Here is an 18473-nt window from a genome sequence, read left to right as displayed (position 1 = left end):
CACTCCTCGATCCCGGCTGCGCCGGCATCGTCGTCTTCGGCGGGACTCACCGAGTTGCCTCGCTTCGCTGCTTGACCAGCCGCAGGAGATGAGCGACCACTTCGGATTCGGTCAGCTCGCTGGTGTCGACGACCACCGCGTCCGAAGCGGCTCGCAGCGGCGAAACCGCGCGTGTGGAGTCCGCGTGGTCGCGACGGCGAACGTCGGCGAGCACAGCGCCATAGTCATTCAACAAACCCGCGGCGACATTTTGATCATTGCGACGCCGCGCGCGCGTCTCGGCTGATGCCGTCAGGAAGATCTTGACGTCGGCGTCGGGCAATACCACTGTCCCGATATCGCGTCCTTCGACCACGACGTTGCCCGGGCCGTCGGCCAGCATGCGCTGCAAGCCGACAAGTCGGGTGCGTACGGCGGGAACCGACGACACGGCTGACACCGCCCTGGTCACCTCGCCGCCACGGATCTGCGACGAAACATCTTCTCCGTCAAGGTAACTGCGATCTTCGTCGGGGTCGTAGCCGACCGATATCTGCACGTCGGAGGCAACCGCTGCGACAGCCGCCTGATCGGTGACGTTGATTCCGCCGCGCAGCACCGCCAGCGTGACGATGCGGTACATGGCTCCGGTATCGAGATAGCGGGCCCGCAATTCACGCGCCAGCCCTCGAGAGACCGAGGACTTTCCGGTGCCCGCCGGACCGTCGACTGCGACGACGACTGCGTCCGTTCCGCTCATGCCCCGATGGTTCGCTTCACTCCCGTCACTCACTGCGTTCGTTCCGCTCGTTCCGCTCACAGCCCTACCGCTTTGTAGAGCTCGCCGATTTCGTTGCGGCGCAACGCCCGAATGCTGCCCGGACGCTGCTCGCCCAGTGACACAGCACCGATGTCGGTGCGGACCAATGTCTGCACCGGAAATCCAGCCTCAGCCAGCATCCGTCGCACAATGCGTTTGCGTCCCTCGTGCAACGTGACCCGAACCAGCGTCTTACCCGGAATGGCGTCCACTACCGCGAAGTCGTCAACCGCAACCGGACCGTCGTCCAACTCGATTCCGGCCCGCAACTTCTTGCCGAAGCCGCGCGGAACCGACCCGTTCACGGTCGCCAAATATGTCTTGGGCACTTCATAGGAGGGGTGCATCAGCCGATGCGCGAGTTCGCCATCGTTGGTCAGCAAGATCAGGCCCTCGGTATCCGCGTCGAGTCGTCCCACGTGAAAAAGCTTCTTGTTGCCTCGAACCCGGTGTTCGACCAAGTCACCGATGCACGGTCGGCCCCGATCGTCAGACATTGTCGAGTGCATGCCCTGCGGCTTGTTCAGCGCCAGATACACCAGCGAGTCATCCAGGACCACCCGCGCCCCGTCGACGCGGATCACCGATGCATCCGGGTCGACCCTGGTGCCCAGCTCGGTCACCAACTGCCCGTCGACCTCCACGCGGCCGTCGATGATCATCCTCTCGGCAACCCGCCGGGACGCAATTCCGGCTTGCGACAGCACTTTTTGTAGGCGAACCCCGCTGGGCTCGCCGGCCGTGACCATCACTCGTGGTCCACGTCGAAGGACAACGGCTGATCGTCAGAAGCCGAACCGCCGGCAAGCTTGACGAAACGTGGCTCAGTGTCCAGGGATTCGCTCAGATCGTCGATCATGTCGACATCGGGAAGCAGCGGTGCGATATCGGGAAGGTCCGTCAACGAGGACAGCCCGAGGCGCTCCAAGAACAGCTCAGTGGTTGCGAAAGTCACCGCGCCGGTGTCGGCGTCCGTGCCGGCTTCGGTGATCAGCCCACGCGCCAGCAGCGTGCGCATCACAGCGTCGACGTTGACACCGCGCACCGCGCTCACCCGCGCTCGTGTCACCGGTTGCCGGTAGGCGACCACCGCCAGCGTCTCCAGAGCCGCGCGGGTGAGCTTCGAGCGCGATCCGTCCAGCAGCAATCGCTCAACGTAGGGCGCGAACCGGGCGCGGGTGTACATCCGCCATCCCCCGCCGGCCTCGCGCAGATCGATGCCGCTGTCTCGGTGGGTGAACTCTTCAGCCATCACGCCAAGCTTGGCAGCCACTCGATAGGCCGGTTGCTCGGTGGCCGCGGCCAGCGCTTCGACGGTCACCGGGGTGTCGACCACCAGCAGCAGCGCCTCGAGCACCGCACCCAGCTCGGCGTCGTCGAGCTCCGGCGCTGTCGCGACGTCGATCGTGCGCCACTCCTCATCGCTCCGCTCTGCATCGTCGCCGGCGCGGATGCCCAGGTTCGTGTCGGGCACGTCAAGGTCCAGCTCCGCGTCGGGTGGCTGGTCAGTCATGAGTATTGGTCCCGCAATTCTTCGCTGGCCGGCTGTTCTCCGGTCCACGAAACCTGGAGCACACCAAGCGGTTCTGACTGATCGAATGCTACCGTCCGGGACCGATACAGCTCGAGTAGAGCCAGGAAGCGCCCGACGATCTCGATCGGTGCCCGACAGTCGCTCACCAGGTCAGAGAACGTTGCCCACTGGCCGATCCCCCGCGTTTCCAGCAGCGACAGCAGCTGTTTGGCCTGTTCGGGCACCGACACCATCACCTCGTGCAGGTGTTCGGTGGCCACCGTCGGCACCGGCCGCGGAGTGAAGGCGGTCGCGGCGATCTCGGCGAACCGCTCGGCGTCGACGCCCAGCATCACCTCGGGCAGCAGGTCTTCGTACCGGTCCTCCAGCGACACCGCGCGGGGATAGCTGCGCAGCGCGGCGGCCTCCAGCTCGGCGAACATCTCCGCGACGTGCTTGAACGCCCGGTACTGCAGCAGTCGGGCGAACAGCAGGTCGCGCACTTCCAGCAGCGCCAGATCCTCTTCGTCGTCAACCCGGCCGGACGGCAGCAGCCGGGCCGCCTTCAAATCGAGCAGCGTCGCGGCGACAACGAGGAATGTGGTGGTCTCCTCAAGCCCCATCGCGGCGCCGATTGCCCGGGTGTAGGCGATGAAGTCATCGGTGACCTGGTGCAGCGCCACCTCGGTCACATCGAGGCGGTGGGCGAATATCAGCTGCAGCAGGAGGTCGAATGGCCCCTCGAAATTGGTCAGCTTGACCTGGAAGCCGTTCTGGGGTGATGCCTCGCAGGTCGCTCCGCCGGTCACGCGCCGAACCGGTCGATCACCTCGCGGGCCAACGAGCGGTAGGCGGACGCGCCGCCCGATTTCGGGGCCCACGTGGTGATCGGTTCGCCGGCAACGCTGGTCTCCGGGAAGCGGACAGTGCGGGTGATGACGGTGTCGAACACCAGATCGCCGAAGCGCTGCACTACCCGGGCCATCACCTCACGGGAGTTCACGGTTCGCGGGTCGTAGCGGGTGATCAAGATGCCGCTGATGTCCAACTTCGGGTTGAGCCGGTCGCGTACCTTCTCGACGGTATCGGTCAGCAACGCCAGACCGCGCAGCGAGAAGAATTCGCACTCGGTTGGGATGATGACGCCGTCCGAGCAGGCCAGACCGTTGACGGTCAGCAAGCCCAGCGACGGCTGGCAGTCGATCAGCACATAGTCGTAGCGGTCCAGCACCGGGTGCAGCGCGCGGGACAGCGTCTGCTCGCGGCCCACCTCGTTGACGAGCTGGATCTCCGCGGCTGACAGATCGATATTGCTCGGCACCAGATCCAGATGCTTGACGCGGGTGTGCATCAGCACGTTGTCGAGCGACACCCGCGGCTCGATCAGCAAGTTGTGGATCGTGTGATCGAGCTCGTAGTGCGGCACACCCAGTCCGGCGGACAGCGCGCCCTGCGGATCAAGATCCACCAGCAACACCCGGCGGCCGTATTCGGCCAGTGCGGCGCCCAGGTTGATCGTCGAGGTGGTCTTGCCCACGCCACCTTTCTGGTTGCACATCGCCACGACCTTGGCCGGTCCGTGTGAGGTGCGCGGCTTGGGTTCGGGGATCACCCGTGGTGGGCGCCCGGTCAGGCCGACTTCGGTGCCGCTGTCGGCGTCGTCGTTCATACCCGGCTGCGGCTCGGCAACGTGGATCGCCTCGGTGTGCGCGGCGGTCGGGAAATGGCGGACATCGCAGCAGAGTCTAACCGGTATACGCGCTCCTGCCTTGAGACCCGCAACAACGTCACCAGCGAATTTGGGGGGCGGCCCGGTTTGAACGCCAAGCGGGCTAGGGTGGCGTCCATGAGCCTGAAGCAGCGCATTCCCCTGTTGCGGTGGTCGTTCTGGCGGATGGCGACGACCGGCGTCCGCAATCTCACCACGACGGGCCAGATGGGCGACGGGCGCGAAGCCGCCGTTGTCGACTATGTGCTGACCCACGCTCGAGCGGGAGACATCGACGACGTGTTGGCCACCATCGACCGGTTCGGCTACGAGAAGTCGATCCTGATGAACGTCGGCGACGAGAAGGGCGTGCTGCTGGACGCTGCGGTCCGGCGGGCCGACCCGACGCTGGCGCTCGAGTTGGGCACCTACTGCGGTTACGGGGCGCTGCGCATCGCCCGGTCGGCGCCGGCAGCGCAGGTGTATTCCGTTGAGCTTGCCGAGCCCAATGCCGCCAACGCACGTCAGATCTGGGCGCATGCGGGGATGGCGGATCGGATCACCTGCGTGGTCGGCACCATCGGCGACGGCGGGCATACGCTGGATGCGTTGGCCGCCGAACACGGGTTCGGCTCTGGCGCACTGGATTTCGTATTTCTGGACCACGACAAGGCCGCCTATCTGCGGGACCTGCAAAGCATCCTCGACCGGGGATGGCTGCATAAGGGCTCGATCGTGGTGGCCGACAACATCAAGGTGCCAGGTGCCCCGAAATACCGCGAATACATGCGACAGCAACAGGGCACGCTGTGGGAAACGGTCGAGCACAAGGCGCACTTGGAATACCAGACCTTGATCTCGGATCTGGTCCTCGAGTCGGAGTACCTGGGCGGCTAATGCGCTCGCGGGTGAGCCTCGGCCCAGACCTCGCGCAGCGCGTGCACCGTGACCATCGTGTAGATCTGCGTGGTGGTCACCGAAGCGTGTCCCAACAACTCCTGTACGACGCGGACGTCGGCGCCGCCCTCCAACAGGTGGGTCGCGAAGGAATGCCGCAACGTGTGCGGTGACACGCCCGCGGTGATACCTGCTCGCTCGGCGGCGTCCTGCAGGACCTGCCACGCGCTCTGGCGGGACAGCCGGCCGCCGCGGGCATTGAGGAAGATGGCCGGCGTCCCGCGGCCGCGACGCGCCAACTCGGACCGCCCGCGCACCAGGTAGGCCTCCAATGCCTGTACGGCGGGCCGTCCTATCGGAACCAGGCGCTGCTTGCCACCTTTCCCGCGCAGCAGGACCGACCGGGCGTGCGTGTCGATGTCGTCGACGTCGAGTCCGACCGCTTCCGAGATGCGCGCGCCGGTGGAGTACAGCAGTTCGAGCAGCGCGCGGTTGCGTAACGTCAACGGGCCGTCGGATGGGCTGTCGCCGCCGGCGCCGGCCAGCAGTGCGAGTACTTGGTCGAGGTTCAGGCTCTTGGGCAGCCGGCGGCCCGGTGTCGGCGGCTTGACGGCCTGGGCGACGTCGAATTCGGCCAGGCCCTCGGCCGCGGCGAACCGATGTAGACCACGCACCGCAATGAGGGTCCGCGCCGCGGAGACCGCCGACAGCGGCAAGACGCCGGAATCCGGATCCCCGCGCCGCAACGCCATCAGGAATTCGCTGACGTCGTCCTCGCTGACTTTGGCCAAGTCGTCGACCCCGCGCACGGTGAGATGCTCGAAGTAGCGGCGCAAGTCGCGGCGATAGGAACTCAGCGTGTTGGCCGCGACCCCTCGCTCGATCGCCAGGTGATCGAGGTATCCCTGCAGCTGGCCCTCCAGCGGCGGCGCCAGCGTCGTCACCCGGTGGCCTTTCGTTTGCTGAACGCCGTCGGCCGGTCGGTCCACAGCGCGTCCACCGGCCGCGGTTCGGCGGCACCCTCGCTGACCGCGTAGGCCGCTAAAATGCCGGCAACCGCAAGAGAATTGACGATCTCGCCGCGAAAAATCCGCTGCACGGCCTCGAAGATCGGATACCACTGCACGGTCATGTCGGCTTCCTCGTCGTGCGCCTCGGGACGGCCGACATCGGTCAAGCCGGTGGCCAGGAAGACCCGAACCGACTCGTCGCTGAAGCCGGGCGTGGAATCCAGATCGACCAACACCTGCCAGGTCTCTGCCTGCAGGCCCACCTCCTCGCGAAGCTCGCGTGCGGCGCTCAGATGCGGTGCCTCGCCGTCGATGTCGAGCAGACCGGCGGGCAACTCCCACAGTCGCCGGCCGAAGGGGTGGCGGTACTGATAGACCATCGGCAATCGGCCGAGGTCGTCTATCGCAACGATGGCCACCGCACCGAAGTGTTCGACGACTTCCCGCGCTACATCCTTGCCGCCAGGCATCCGGACGTGGTCTCTGCGCAACGCGAAAATCTTTCCGCTGTACAGGATTTCGGACGAGGTCGTCTCGAAGACGTGCTCAGCCACGGGCAGACTCAGACAGCGACGGCTGGACGCCGTCGTGTTGGTCGCTGCCGTTGTCCCGCCGCTCGGGAATCTCCACCGGCAACCGTTCGGCCGCTTTGTAGTCGATTGCCGCGCCGATGAAGCCGGAAAAGAGCGGGTGCGGACGGGTCGGCCGGCTCTTGAGCTCGGGATGTGCCTGAGTGCCGACGACGAAGGAGTGCAACTCCGGTGGGTACTCGACAAACTCGACCAGGTGCCCGTCGGGAGATGTTCCGGAGAACCTCAGGCCGCTCTCGGCAATGCGATCGCGGTAGGCATTGTTGACCTCATACCGGTGCCGATGACGCTCCGACACCTCGGTCGCCTGATACGCCTGGGCGACAATGGAACCCGGCTCGAGTACTGCCGGGTAGGCGCCCAACCGCATGGTACCGCCGAGGTCGGCTTCGCCGGCGACGATCTCTTCCTGATCGGCCATGGTGGAGATGACCGGATCGGGGGTGGAAGGCTCGAATTCGGCTGAGTTGGCGTGCGTCAAACCGACCGACCGGGCCGCTTCGATTACGATGCACTGCAGGCCAAGACACAGACCCAACACGGGCAGCCCGCGGGATCGTGCGTGGGAAATTGCGCCGATCTTGCCTTCGATTCCCCGGATGCCGAACCCGCCGGGGATCAGCACACCGTGCACATCCTCGAGCACTGACGCCGCTCCACTCGGCGTTTCGCAGTCATCGGAGCCCACCCAGCGAATTTCCACCTTTGCCCGGTGCTTGAATCCGGCGGCCCGCAGTGCCTCACTGACCGAAAGATAGGCGTCGGAGAGGTCGATGTACTTGCCCACCAACGCGATTCGCACGGTCTCCTGTGGCTCGTGCACCCGGCTCAGCAGATCGTCCCATTCGGTCCAGTCGACGTCACGGAACGGCAGATTGAGCCGGCGCACCACGTAGGCGTCCAGTTCCTCGCGGTGCAGCACCTTCGGAATGTCGTAGATCGACGGCGCATCGGGTGTCGAGATGACACCGTCGATGTCGACGTCGCACATCAGCGCGATCTTGTTCTTCAGCGGCTCGGGAACATCGCGGTCGCAGCGCAGGATCAAGGCGTCCGGGCTGATACCGATGCTGCGCAGCGCGTTCACCGAGTGCTGGGTGGGCTTGGTCTTCAACTCTCCGGACGGGGCCAGGTACGGGACCAGCGACACGTGCAGGAAGAACACGTTCTCGCGGCCGAGATCGTGACGCACCTGTCGAGCCGCCTCGAGGAAAGGCTGCGACTCGATATCGCCGACGGTGCCGCCGATTTCGGTGATGACCACGTCCGGCCGGTTGCCGTCGTCGTCCGGCTTGGCCATCTCCAGGATGCGGGTTTTGATCTCGTCGGTGATATGCGGGATCACCTGGACGGTATCGCCGAGGTATTCGCCGCGGCGTTCCTTGGCGATGACAGTCGAATACACCTGCCCGGTAGTGACATTCGCCGAGCCGGACAGATCGCGGTCCAGGAAGCGCTCGTAGTGACCGACATCGAGGTCGGTCTCGGCGCCGTCCTCGGTGACGAACACCTCGCCGTGCTGGAACGGGTTCATGGTGCCCGGATCGACGTTGAGGTAGGGATCGAGCTTCTGCATCGTCACCTGTAGTCCACGTGCGGTCAGCAACTGCCCCAGGCTGCTCGCGGTCAATCCCTTACCGAGCGAGGAGACGACCCCGCCGCTGACGAAGAGATGCTTGGTCGCGGTCTGCGGATGTTTTCGCAATGTCGCGACCTCCGTGAAGACGGCGCAGGGCTAGCCTCAGGTGAGGGCTGTTTTCCAGCTTTGGGCCTGCCTACCCACGGAAACCTACCCTAACAAACACTTGGCCACCTCGTCGCTAACACGCCCGGTGACGTGCCTACTGTTCGACGGTGAGCCCGGTATTGCGGTGTCCGGTGCCGTATTGCCCGGTCCGACCGCCGTTGATCAAGTCGGCCGTACCCAGCACCACGGTGACTCGACCGGCTTCGGCGTCGACATCGTCGACGGTGCTGATCACCGGGGTCACTGTGGCATCTGCGCGGGCCACTGCGACCGCAGCGGGCCCGTCCGCCGCTCCATCGCACCCGGCCAGCACCACCCCCGACCCGTGCGGGGCGAGCGCAGCCGCCAATCGGGCGACGCTGACGCCTTGGTTGCCGGCGTCGTTTCCAAGCGCACCGCCGGTGATGACCGCTGCGGCATTCGCCGCGCCGACGTGCTGGTTCCCGTCGCCCCTAAAGGATATGAAGCCGGTGTCACGCAGCGCCGCCAGCACGGTGTCGCGCTGCGCGTCGTCAACCGGCGGGACCGCGGGATCCCGGTTGATCAGCAGGGCGATACCCAACAGGTCGCCGGCCTGGGAACCTTGGTCGACCAACGTGGTGCTCAGCTGGGCGCCGGCGGGCAGAACCGACGAGTTGACCACCGTGCGCAGCTTCTCCGCAGAGTTGGCATCCACGAACTCCTGTGTCAACGACACCGTGCCGGTGACCGATCCCCCGGCCTGGCCGACGATCTTGGACACCGCCTCAACATCCTGGTCCTTGGCGTCCGGGGCGCGGAAAATCACCATCGACTTGCCGTTGAGCGCGTCATGGACCATCCGACCGGCCATCTGAGCGTCGAAAGCGTTGGCGGAGCTAAGCTTTGCGTTCAGCACGTTCTTCTGGTCGTTGAGTCCGTTGATCTGGCTATGCAGATTATTTGTCTCGTCCCGCAATCCGGACAGCATCGTGTTGGACAGGAAGCCCGAGCCCAGCACGACTCCGACTGCCAGTGCCAGGAACACCGCAGCCAGCGAAATCGCGTGCTGGCGTAGAGATATCACGTCGCAACCGTCCTAATGGATCCAGCGATGCAGCCAGAGCAGGAAGTGGTTCCAGTACTCGCCGATCCAGTGCAGCACCACAGTGTCGGTGCGCGACACCCACAGTGCGGCGATGACCGAGATCAGCATCGTCAAGATCAGCAACGCGATCGCGCCACCTGAGATCCGGTTGTGGTACAGCGTGGCAACGGCTTTCGCGTCCACGACCTTCTCTCCCACACGCAACCTGGTGAGGAAGGTCGAGGGGTTGCTGTGCTGACGCGTTCGGTCGAAGAACGTCTCGATGTTGGCCCGGTGGCCGGCGGTCACCAGCAGCGCGGCGCCGTGGTGGTCGGCCAATAGCAGCGCCAGGTCAGCCGGCGAACCCGCGGCGGGGAAGGTCATCGCCCCGACACCGAGGTCCTGGATGCGTTCCAGACCCGGCGCGTGGCCGTCGGCGTCGGCGGGCAGCACCACCTGAGCGCCGCTCTTGAGCACTGCGGTGCTCAGGTTGCTGGGGTCGCCGACGATGAGCTGCGGACGGTATCCGGCTTTGTGCAACACATCTGCGCCGGTACCGACCCCGATCAGGACGGGCTGATACTCCTTGATGAAGGGCTTGAGTCGCTTGAGGTCGTCGGCGGCGTCTTCCTCGTCGGCGACCACGACGACGTGGCGGCGGCGCAGCTCGATGTCGACGTCGGGAATGCCGATCCCGTCGATCAGCAGCGGGCTCTCGCTCCGGATGAACTCAATGGTGTTGCCGGCGAACGCTTCCAGGTGGGAGACCAGCCCGCTCTTGGCCTCCTGCATCAGGTCGGCGATTTCTTCGTCGGTGCGCTCGGTGCCGAGGATCAGCCGACGGTCCCCGGCGTACACGCCGCCGTTGTGCAGCCGTACTTTCGCACCGTCTTTGACTTTCTTGAAAACGTCGGTGCCGGTCTCGTCGATGAGGGTGACGCCGTTGGCCAGCAGCACCTCTGGCCCCAGGTTGGGGTAGCGGCCCGACACCGAGGGGGACGCGTTGACCACGGCGGCGATCTCGGCGTCGACGAGTGCGTCGGCGGTGATCCGGTCCAAGTCGAGCACATCGAGGACGGCGATGTCACCGGGGCACACTCGCCGCAGCAGCCGCTCGATGTCGCGGTCGACCCGCGCGGTGCCGACGACACCCGGCCGCGAGGTATTGCGGGATAACAGTGAGGACAATGTGGTGGTCACGCTCATGGAGGCGATTCTGTCGGTGAACTGAATCGTGCGCGGGGAGGCGCGCCGTAACAGCAGCCTCAGAAGTTATATATTGTCACATCTGTCACAAGCCGGGGTGCGGTTATCAGGTCGCAATCCGGTCACGGTCCGCGGCCTCGAGCAGTTCGCGGGCATGGGCGCGCGCCGCGTCCGAGTCCCCCAGCCCGGCCAGCATTCTGGCCAGTTCGGCAACCCGGTCGTCGCCGCCCAGGCGCCGCACTCCGCTGGCGCCGCTTTTCCCGTTGTTATCGACCATGAGGTGGATGTCGGCGTAGGCCGCGACCTGCGGCAGATGCGTCACCACGATGACTTGACGATTACGGGCCAACCGCGCCAGTCGCCGACCGATCTGCACCGCCGCCCGGCCGCCAACCCCGGCGTCAACCTCGTCGAACACCATCGTGGTTCCGGTCAACGACGCTGCCAGCACCACTTCCAAGGCCAGCATCACCCGGGACAGTTCGCCGCCTGACGCGCTCTTCGCCAGGGGCAGCACCGTCATACCGCGACGCGCGGCAAAGCCGAACTCGACCTGGTCGACACCGTCCCCACCGGCATGGGCCTGCTTGCCGGAGGCAAGCATCAGCGCGGCGGGATCGTCGACGGCGGCCGGCATGGTCGACACCTCGATGGTGAATTCGGCCTCGGCCATCGCCAGACCGGACAGCTCACCGGTGATTTCTTTGGCCAGTCGCTTGGCGGCTTGGCGGCGCGCCTTGCTGAGTTCACTTGCCGCACTGGCAAGTTGGATCGCCAGCTCGTCGACGCGACGTTGCAGACCGGCAAGTGCATCTTCGGAAACATCCAAGTGCGCCAACCGGTCTCGCGCCTCGCCGGCCCATTGCAGCACCCCGTCGATGTCGGCGGCGTACTTACGGGTCAGCGTGCGCAGCTCGGCCTGGCGGGCGAGCTTGCCGTCCAACGTGCTGGCGTCGGCGGGTAGTTCGTCCAGGTAGCCACCGAGCTCACGGGCGGCGTCGCCGACCACCGTCAGCGCTTCGTCAAGCTGAGTAGCCAGTCCGCGCAGCATCGCATCGTCGGTCGATTCCAACGCCGTCTTGGCTCGGGCCAGGCTGTCGGCCGCCGACGCCGACTGACCATTCGGCTCGGCGTCATCTCCCGCTCCAGACAACGCGACACGCGCCCCCGACGCAGCCTCACGCAGCGCGTCCAGCTCTGAGAGCCGACGTATGTCGGCAATCAGAGCATCGTCCTCGCCGGGCGCGGGATCGATGGCGTCGATCTCGTGTAGGGCGAACTTGAGCCGGTCTGACTCTTGCGCCAATTCGCGGGCCCGGTTGCTCCGGTCGACGAAGTCACGCCGCGCCGACTGCCACGCGTCCCGCAGCTTGCGGTAACGCTCCAGCCGGGCGTCGACGGCCGCGAACCGGTCGAGCGCCCCGCGTTGCTCATCGGGTCGCATCAGCCGCAATTGGTCGTTCTGTCCGTGCAGAGTCAGGAGTTCGCTGGTGAAGCCGCTCAGGGACTTGGCGGGCACGCTGCGCCCACCGAGGTAGGCCCGCGATGGGCCTTCGCGGCTGACCGAGCGCAGCGCGATGATGCTGCCGTCCTCGTCACGCTCGGCGCCGGAGGCATCCAGCATCTCATCGAGCTGTGCCGCCGTCTTCTCGTTGAGATCGGCAGTGCTGAACCGTCCTTCGACGACGGCTCGCTCGGCCCCCGAGCGCACCCGGTTGGCATCGGCGCGGGCCCCGCCGAGCAGGTGCAGGCCGGTAACCACCATGGTCTTGCCGGTACCGGTTTCTCCAGTCAAAACCGTTAGGCCACGGTCGAATTCGGCTGTCGCGACGCTGATGGCGCCCAACGATTCGATCCGAATTTCAGTCAGCACCGCAGCAGCACCGTCACCGTCCGCGCCAACCGGTGACCGGCAGACGGAATTTGCGCACCAACCGGTCGGTGAACGGCGCGCTGTCCAGTCGCGCCCACTTCACCGATACATCGCAGCGACGCACCTCCAAACGTGCACCCGCCGGCACCAGTATCTCGCGGCGACCGTCGCAGAACACCAGGGCGTCGTGCCCGTCGGCCTCGATTTCGATGGCGATGTGCGCGTCGGGGCTGGTGACCATCGGCCGCGCGAACAGCGCGTGAGCATTGTTGGGCACCACCAACAACGCTTCCAGGTCCGGCCACAAGATGGGTCCCCCCGCGGAGAATGCGTAAGCCGTTGACCCGGTGGGTGTCGACACCAACACCCCGTCGCAGCCGAACGTCGACACCGGCCGGCCGTCGACTTCGAGGACCACGCCGAGCACCCCCAGCCGGGGCCCCTTCTCCAGACTCACCTCGTTGAGCGCCCATCCGCGCGAGGCGATCTCGCCCTTGACCCGCACCGCGATGTCCAGGGTCAACCGCTCTTCGAGGCGGTAGCTTCGCGCAACGACATGCTCGAGCACACTGTCGATCGCCTCGGTCTCGGCTTCGGCCAGGAACCCGATCCGGCCCAGGTTGATACCCAGCACCGGAGTGTCGGCGTTGCGGGCGAGTTCGGCGGCCCGTAAAAATGTGCCGTCGCCGCCCAGACCAATGACCAGCTCGCATCCATCGGCCGCACTGGGATCGGCGTCGACGACCTCGATGTTGACGCCCAACGCGCGCATATCGTCCGGAACCAGCCCCAGCGGACCGCGGTCGACCGCCTCGGCTGACAAAACGCGAAGGCCGATGTTGTTGTCGTTCAACACTTTTTCTATCCGGCACGCGGTCTCGGAAGCTTCTTCGCGTCCGGTGTGCACCACCAGCAATACCGTGCGCTCATAGGTCATTTCGGACCGGCCTCCACCGCGCCACGGACCGCAAATTCCAGCTCATCAGCAGACAAACCCCGATCAGTCTCAGCGCGTAACCACAAGAAGTATTCAACGTTGCCCGACGGGCCGGGCAGCGGGCTCGGCGTGACGCCGACGGTGTGCCAACCCAGTTCGTCGGCGCGACGCGCGACGGCGAGCACAGCGCTCGCCCGCAACTCAGAACTGTGGACGACCCCGCCGGCTCCCACCTGGCCTTTGCCGACCTCGAACTGCGGCTTCACCATGGGAACGATATCTGCGTTTGGCGACGCGCATCCAGTCAGCGCGGGCAACACCGTGGCCAGCGAGATGAACGACAGGTCAGCGACGACGGCTTCGGCCGGACCGCCGATGGCTTCCGGCGTGAGCTCCCGCGCATTTGTCCGCTCGACGACCACTACCCGCGGGTCCGACCGTAGCGACCAGGCCAGTTGGCCGTAGCCGACGTCGACGGCGACCACTTCGCTGGCACCACGATCCAGCAAAACCTCGGTGAATCCGCCCGTCGAGGCCCCCGCGTCCAGACAGCGTCGGCCCTTCACGCTGAGACCGAAGGTATCGAGCGCACCGATGAGTTTGTGCGCGCCACGCGATACCCAGCCGCGTTCCGACTCGTCGATGACCCTCAGCGCGGCACTGGGCGCGACGGCAGTTCCCGGCTTGGCCGCCGGCATCCCGTCGATGCTGACTTTGCCGGCGCCGATCAATTCCGCCGCCTGCTGGCGAGATCGAGCCAGCCCGCGGCGGACCAGCTCGGCGTCGACACGGGTACGCCGCGGCACGGCGGACTCAGCCCTTCTCCGCCGACTCCAGAGCCTGCACCAGCATGTCGTGCGCCTCAGACAACCGGCGCGCGAGCTCTTCCAGATCAGCTTCCGCGGGCATGTTCTCGGGGTTGGCGGGATCGGGCAGCTCGGCGAGCACGGCGTCGATCCGTGCGCGGATTTCTTCTGGGTCAGTGGTCATCGCTGTTCTACGCTATCGGATTTAGGTCAGCGGGTGTCGTACGTCGCGCGGTTGGCGAGCACATCGTCCATGTGCATCTCGGCCCAGGCCTTGAGACCGCCCACCACATGGTGCAGTGAGCGACCGAGCTCGGTCAGCTCGTAGTGGACCGTGACGGGCACGGTCGGCGTCGCGGTGCGGGTGACCAGACCATCACGTTCCAAGGAGCGCAGCGTCTGAGTGAGCATCTTCTGGCTGACGCCGGCCAGCACGCGGGACAGCTCCGAGTAACGCATTGGCCGGGACTTACCGGGGCAGGTGTCGCCTCGCCGAGGCGAGCCGTCGCTGCCCAGCGCGGCCAGGATCAGCGTGACCCATTTATTGGAGAGACGGTCGAGCAGCTTGTGGCTCGGGCATGCCGCCAGGAAAGCGTCATATTCCGCCTTGGTCTGTGCCCGCTTCTGGGCCGCCGTCATCGTGGCCATTCACCACTCCTCTATTTCGTGGGTGTCTTACGCACTTCGAAGTGCCTACTTCCCGTCAGAAAGTTACTTACCCATAGTCATGCAAGGAGCTGTTAGGCCCACGGAAAAGCGCACTAAGAAAGGCAAGGTATGGGTATGTTCTCCGCTTCCCTTCCCGGCGGCACGTGGGCGCTGGGCGACCTGACCGTTACCCGGTTGGGCTACGGCGCTATGCAGCTCGCCGGCCCCAGGGTTATGGGTTCGCCTGCCGACCGCGACAGCGCACTCGCGGTCCTGCGCGAGGTCGTCGCCCTCGGCATCACTCACATCGACACCGCCGACGCTTACGGACCGCGCGTCACCAACCAGCTGATCCGTGAAGTGCTGCGTCCATACCCGCAAGCGCTGCATATCGTGACGAAAGTCGGCGCGACCCGTGATCAGCAGGGCGGCTGGCCCCCGGCCCGACAGCCCGAAGATCTGCGTCGCTCCGTCCGCCAGAACCTGGACGACCTCGGCCTTGAGGTGCTCGATGTGGTCAACCTGCGGCTCGGTAACTCCGCGGGGCCCCAACCCGGTTCGCTCGCTGAGCCATTCGAGACGCTCGTCGAACTCCGGCAGCAGGGCCTGATCCGGCACCTCGGCGTCAGCAACGCGACGGCCGAACAGGTGGGCGAGGCACAGGCGATCGCGCCGATCGTGTGCGTGCAGAACATGTACAACCTCGCCTACCGTCGAGACGACGAGCTGATCGACATGCTCGCCGAAGCGGGGATCGCCTACGTGCCCTTTTTCCCGCTCGGCGGCTTCAGCCCGCTGCAGTCCTCCGCGCTCTCGACCGTAGCCGCCCGATTGGAGGCGACGCCGATGTCGGTGGCCCTAGCCTGGCTGCTGCAGCGGTCGCCGAACATCCTGCTGATTCCAGGCACCTCGTCGGTGGCGCACTTGCGGGAAAACGTTGCCGGCGCGGGACTTTCACTCTCCAACGGGGACCTCGCCGAACTGGACAAGATCGGCCAGTAGCCGGCGCGCGGCCCCGCGGTCGCCAGGGGATCTAGGTCAGGGACCACCGTTGCAGGGCCTCGTGGGCGGTGTTGTCGCCGGCCTCGATGGTGACGGTTTTTCTGTCCAGGCCACTCGACCAGACGGCGTCGGCGACGGCGCGAACGACCGAGAGCCCATCGCCTTCCTCGTCGTCGCCTGCGGTGCTGACCCTTACCGATGCATCCCCGGCATCGACGTGCCATGCCGGTTGCGGGCCGACCGCGAGCACCTCCGCATCCTGGTGCAGCGAACGAAGGTCGTAACCGATGTAGGTTGCGCGTTGTTCGCGCACGGCGTGGATCGCGTCGCGCGCGGAGTTGACCCCGCTGAGCACCATCAGGCTGGGCAGCCCGGCGGCGTTGGCGCCGGCAATATCGGTGTTCAACCGGTCGCCGACGACGAGCGGTGTTTGAAAGTCGCCGCGCGCCAACGCATCTAGCATCAGCGTCGGCGCAGGCTTACCCGCGACCTGCGGCTCGGCATCCGTCGCCGCTTTCAGTGCGGCGACCATGGAGCCGTTGCCGGGAAGCAGACCGCGCTCGGTTGGCAGGGTGGCGTCGACGTTGGCCGCGACCCACAGCGCTCCCGCGCGAATGGCCAGCGCCGCTTCGGCGAGATCGGCCCATCCGGTTTCCGGGGAGTGTCCCTGGACCACAGCGTCCGGTTTGTCGTCATAGAGTCGGACCGGCCGCAGGCCGACGGCTGTGACCTCGGCGGCGAGCGACTCGGTGCCGACGACCAGCACGCGAGACTTGGGCGCCAGTTGCTCGGCCAGCACATGGGCGGCGCTTTGCGCGCTGGTGACAACGTCGTCGGCGGTTGCTGCCGTGAGTCCAAGGTCGCGCAGGTGGCCGGCGACCTCGTCGGCGCTGCGCGAAGCATTGTTGGTGACGAACAGCTTTCGGCCCGGTGCTTTGTCCAATGACTCGGCGGCGCCCTCGGTCAGCTCGTGGCCGCGGAAGACGGTGCCATCCAGGTCGAGAAGCAGGCAATCATATTCCTGGGCAAGCGATCCCATGTCAGCCAAGCTCGCTCACCCTGTCCTCGGCATCGGTGACGCCGTCGACGTCAGCCGCGGCGGCGTGCAAGAACCACCGCAATGCCTCCTCGCCGCGGTCGAGCGCCAGCAGCGTCTCCGCGTAGGCATAGAACAGTCGGGCCGCGGTCGCGCCCGTCCGGGTCGGGTCCAGTTGCGGGGTGGACAAGACGACAAGAGCTTGATCGACCTGACCGAGGTCCGCTCGGGCTCCCGCGGCGACGATGCGCAGCTCGTCGGCTTCATCACCGCTGAGCTTGGCCGCTTCGGGTCCCCGCGTCAGCTCCAGCGCCCGTTCCGGCCGGCCGAGGCCGCGCTCGCAGTCGGCGATCAGCGGAAGTAGCGCAGACTTGCTGCCCATCCTGCGCGCCGCTCGTAGCTCTGCGATGGCCTGCGACCAGTCGCCGCACTGGTAGGCCGCGATTCCGACCGCTTCCCGCACCGCGGCGATGCGACCGGAGCGGGCTCGCGCGGCGCGCGCGTGGCTGAGCGCGGCCTCGGGGTCTTCGTCGATCAGATCCCCCGCGGCGACCAAGTGGCGGGCCACCGCGTCGGCGGTGGCACGGTCCAAAGTGCTGAGCTCGCGCCGAATTTCGGGTGCCAGTTGCTTTGCTTCGATGTCGGGTGGAATAGGTGGCCCGCTGCGATCCTCATCGCCGGAGCCATGTTGGGGCTGAGCTCTGCGAGCGCGACCGGGACCCGAAGTGGGGGCCTGAGAGCGCGGTGCTCGCCTCGGTCGCCGTGCCCCGTCGCCGTGCGTGTCGTCGACCACTCGTACCCTTCACCTCGAACTACGTCAGTTCCTCCCGACAAAGAATACTGGTTGTGTGTTGTCGCACTTGCTACCCATTGGGATCACAACGCTTTTTACCACCGTCCTCAGCTCGGCCAATTACCGCCGCAGTGCCATCGGGTGCTGGATGTCGGTTGCGGCGCAGGGTTATTCGCGGCGCGACTGGCCGGACGAGTTGAACAGGTCGACGCCATCGACTGCTCGCCGGCGATGATCGAGATGGCCAGGCAACGCTCCCCCGACAACGTGAATTGGATCCTCGCCGACGTGATGACGCACCCGCTGCCCGACGCGAGATATGACGGAATCATCTCGATCTGCGCACTGCATCACATGAATCTGGAATCCGCACTGCTGCGGTTCGCGAACCTGCTACGCCCCGGAGGTGTGCTCGCCGTCATTGCCTTGCCCCGCAAGGATCTGCGTCACGAGCTCTCCGCGGAAATTGTTGCGGCACTGGGACATCGCCTGCTCGGCGCGGTGTTTGTGACAGCTCGGTCGGTGGGGCGTGGTGACTGGTTCGCCAAGGACGCAAGTCATGCAGCGATGCCCATCGTGATGGACCCGCAGCTGACTATCCGGGAAGTCGCCGACCGAGCCGGCGCAGTGTTGCCGGGCGTGCGGGTTCGCCGACTCGTGTTCTGGCGGTACTTGCTCCGCTGGGAGAAGCCGACTTAGCGTGCGAAAATGCATTTGGCGTTGAAATGCCCGTGCCCCCCAAGGGTTTTGGGGGGCACGGGGCTTGTGTGTGTGTTCGGCGGTGTCCTACTTTTCCACCCGGGTGGGTAGTATCATCGGCGCTGGCAGGCTTAGCTTCCGGGTTCGGGATGGGTCCGGGCGTT

Annotated in this window: 20 protein-coding genes and 1 rRNA gene; 3 read left to right on the top strand and 18 right to left on the bottom strand. The window is 66.0% G+C overall.

Translation table 11 applies throughout. The features are described 5' to 3' along the window. Nucleotides 1–46: 46 nt before the first annotated feature. The 5 genes from cmk to VGG53_RS22720 are packed head-to-tail and all read right to left on the bottom strand — an operon-like array spanning nt 47 to nt 3981. Nucleotides 47–739, bottom strand: a complete 693-nt coding sequence (gene cmk / locus VGG53_RS22740; protein ID WP_331520381.1) for a (d)CMP kinase — start codon at nt 737–739, stop codon at nt 47–49. A 56-nt stretch (nt 740–795) separates the two neighbouring features. Next, nucleotides 796–1548: a pseudouridine synthase gene (locus VGG53_RS22735; RefSeq protein WP_331520394.1), complete on the bottom strand. Its 753-nt coding sequence runs from the start codon at nt 1546–1548 to the stop codon at nt 796–798. Continuing rightward, nucleotides 1548–2312, bottom strand: coding sequence for an SMC-Scp complex subunit ScpB (gene scpB, locus VGG53_RS22730; protein WP_331520380.1), 765 nt, complete (start codon nt 2310–2312; stop codon nt 1548–1550). Before scpB ends, VGG53_RS22735 begins: the two co-directional genes overlap by 1 nt. Then, nucleotides 2309–3121 (bottom strand): segregation/condensation protein A, encoded by an 813-nt coding sequence (locus tag VGG53_RS22725; protein WP_331520379.1) that lies wholly within the window; start codon nt 3119–3121, stop codon nt 2309–2311. The genes scpB and VGG53_RS22725 overlap by 4 nt, the downstream gene beginning before the upstream one ends. Next, nucleotides 3118–3981, bottom strand: coding sequence for a ParA family protein (locus VGG53_RS22720; protein ID WP_331520378.1), 864 nt, complete (start codon nt 3979–3981; stop codon nt 3118–3120). The genes VGG53_RS22725 and VGG53_RS22720 overlap by 4 nt, the downstream gene beginning before the upstream one ends. Before the next feature lie 177 nt (nt 3982–4158). Between VGG53_RS22720 and VGG53_RS22715 the strand changes: the two genes are divergently transcribed. Further along, entirely contained in the window at nt 4159–4917 is a 759-nt protein-coding gene (locus VGG53_RS22715) for an O-methyltransferase (RefSeq protein ID WP_331520377.1), read from the top strand. Here the strand turns inward: VGG53_RS22715 and xerD are convergent. The 10 genes from xerD to VGG53_RS22665 form a co-directional block, all read right to left on the bottom strand. Next, on the bottom strand, nt 4914–5861 hold the full coding sequence (xerD, locus tag VGG53_RS22710; RefSeq protein ID WP_331520393.1) for a site-specific tyrosine recombinase XerD: 948 nt from the start codon (nt 5859–5861) through the stop codon (nt 4914–4916). The two genes, VGG53_RS22715 and xerD, sit on opposite strands and share 4 nt — an antisense overlap. Next, nucleotides 5858–6481: an NUDIX hydrolase gene (locus VGG53_RS22705; protein ID WP_331520376.1), complete on the bottom strand. Its 624-nt coding sequence runs from the start codon at nt 6479–6481 to the stop codon at nt 5858–5860. Before VGG53_RS22705 ends, xerD begins: the two co-directional genes overlap by 4 nt. After that, complete coding sequence (locus tag VGG53_RS22700; protein WP_331520375.1) at nt 6474–8222, bottom strand: CTP synthase; 1749 nt, start codon at nt 8220–8222, stop codon at nt 6474–6476. Before VGG53_RS22700 ends, VGG53_RS22705 begins: the two co-directional genes overlap by 8 nt. Before the next feature lie 136 nt (nt 8223–8358). Next, nucleotides 8359–9309, bottom strand: a complete 951-nt coding sequence (locus VGG53_RS22695; RefSeq protein ID WP_331520374.1) for a copper transporter — start codon at nt 9307–9309, stop codon at nt 8359–8361. Nucleotides 9310–9321: 12 nt separating this feature from the next. Next, the gene (gene steA, locus VGG53_RS22690) at nt 9322–10515 is read right to left on the bottom strand and encodes a putative cytokinetic ring protein SteA (RefSeq protein ID WP_331520373.1); all 1194 of its coding nucleotides are present in this window, start codon (nt 10513–10515) and stop codon (nt 9322–9324) included. Nucleotides 10516–10621: 106 nt separating this feature from the next. After that, nucleotides 10622–12388 carry a DNA repair protein RecN gene (gene recN, locus VGG53_RS22685; protein ID WP_331520372.1) on the bottom strand — a complete coding sequence of 589 codons (1767 nt, stop codon included), beginning with the start codon at nt 12386–12388 and terminating at the stop codon, nt 10622–10624. A 13-nt stretch (nt 12389–12401) separates the two neighbouring features. Further along, nucleotides 12402–13325: an NAD kinase gene (locus tag VGG53_RS22680; RefSeq protein ID WP_331520370.1), complete on the bottom strand. Its 924-nt coding sequence runs from the start codon at nt 13323–13325 to the stop codon at nt 12402–12404. Further along, on the bottom strand, nt 13322–14131 hold the full coding sequence (locus VGG53_RS22675) for a TlyA family RNA methyltransferase (RefSeq protein WP_331520369.1): 810 nt from the start codon (nt 14129–14131) through the stop codon (nt 13322–13324). The genes VGG53_RS22680 and VGG53_RS22675 overlap by 4 nt, the downstream gene beginning before the upstream one ends. Before the next feature lie 7 nt (nt 14132–14138). Next, nucleotides 14139–14315 carry a hypothetical protein gene (locus tag VGG53_RS22670; RefSeq protein ID WP_331520368.1) on the bottom strand — a complete coding sequence of 59 codons (177 nt, stop codon included), beginning with the start codon at nt 14313–14315 and terminating at the stop codon, nt 14139–14141. 26 nt (nt 14316–14341) lie between these two features. Continuing rightward, the gene (locus VGG53_RS22665) at nt 14342–14779 is read right to left on the bottom strand and encodes a helix-turn-helix domain-containing protein (RefSeq protein WP_331520366.1); all 438 of its coding nucleotides are present in this window, start codon (nt 14777–14779) and stop codon (nt 14342–14344) included. Nucleotides 14780–14914: 135 nt separating this feature from the next. On the opposite strand from VGG53_RS22665, the gene VGG53_RS22660 reads away from it, so the two are divergent. Next, a complete protein-coding gene (locus VGG53_RS22660) occupies nt 14915–15781 on the top strand; it encodes an aldo/keto reductase family oxidoreductase (RefSeq protein WP_331520365.1) in 867 nt (288 codons plus the stop codon). Between the two features lie 31 nt (nt 15782–15812). Here VGG53_RS22660 and VGG53_RS22655 read toward each other — a convergent pair whose 3' ends face one another. Further along, nucleotides 15813–16820 (bottom strand): HAD-IIA family hydrolase, encoded by a 1008-nt coding sequence (locus tag VGG53_RS22655; RefSeq protein ID WP_331520392.1) that lies wholly within the window; start codon nt 16818–16820, stop codon nt 15813–15815. A 1-nt stretch (nt 16821) separates the two neighbouring features. Beyond that, nucleotides 16822–17610 carry a tetratricopeptide repeat protein gene (locus VGG53_RS22650; protein WP_331520364.1) on the bottom strand — a complete coding sequence of 263 codons (789 nt, stop codon included), beginning with the start codon at nt 17608–17610 and terminating at the stop codon, nt 16822–16824. Between the two features lie 51 nt (nt 17611–17661). Here VGG53_RS22650 and VGG53_RS22645 point away from each other — a divergent pair, with 51 nt between their 5' ends. Next, nucleotides 17662–18309, top strand: a complete 648-nt coding sequence (locus VGG53_RS22645) for a class I SAM-dependent methyltransferase (protein WP_331520363.1) — start codon at nt 17662–17664, stop codon at nt 18307–18309. Between the two features lie 74 nt (nt 18310–18383). Here the strand turns inward: VGG53_RS22645 and rrf are convergent. Continuing rightward, nucleotides 18384–18473: ribosomal RNA gene (gene rrf, locus VGG53_RS22640) — 5S ribosomal RNA — on the bottom strand; the annotation flags it as partial.

It is taken from the genome of Mycobacterium sp., assembly GCF_036490025.1.
GTDB lineage: Bacteria > Actinomycetota > Actinomycetes > Mycobacteriales > Mycobacteriaceae > Mycobacterium.
The sequence above is the reverse complement of the archived record's forward strand: the minus strand, read 5'-3'. Positions and strand labels throughout refer to the sequence as shown.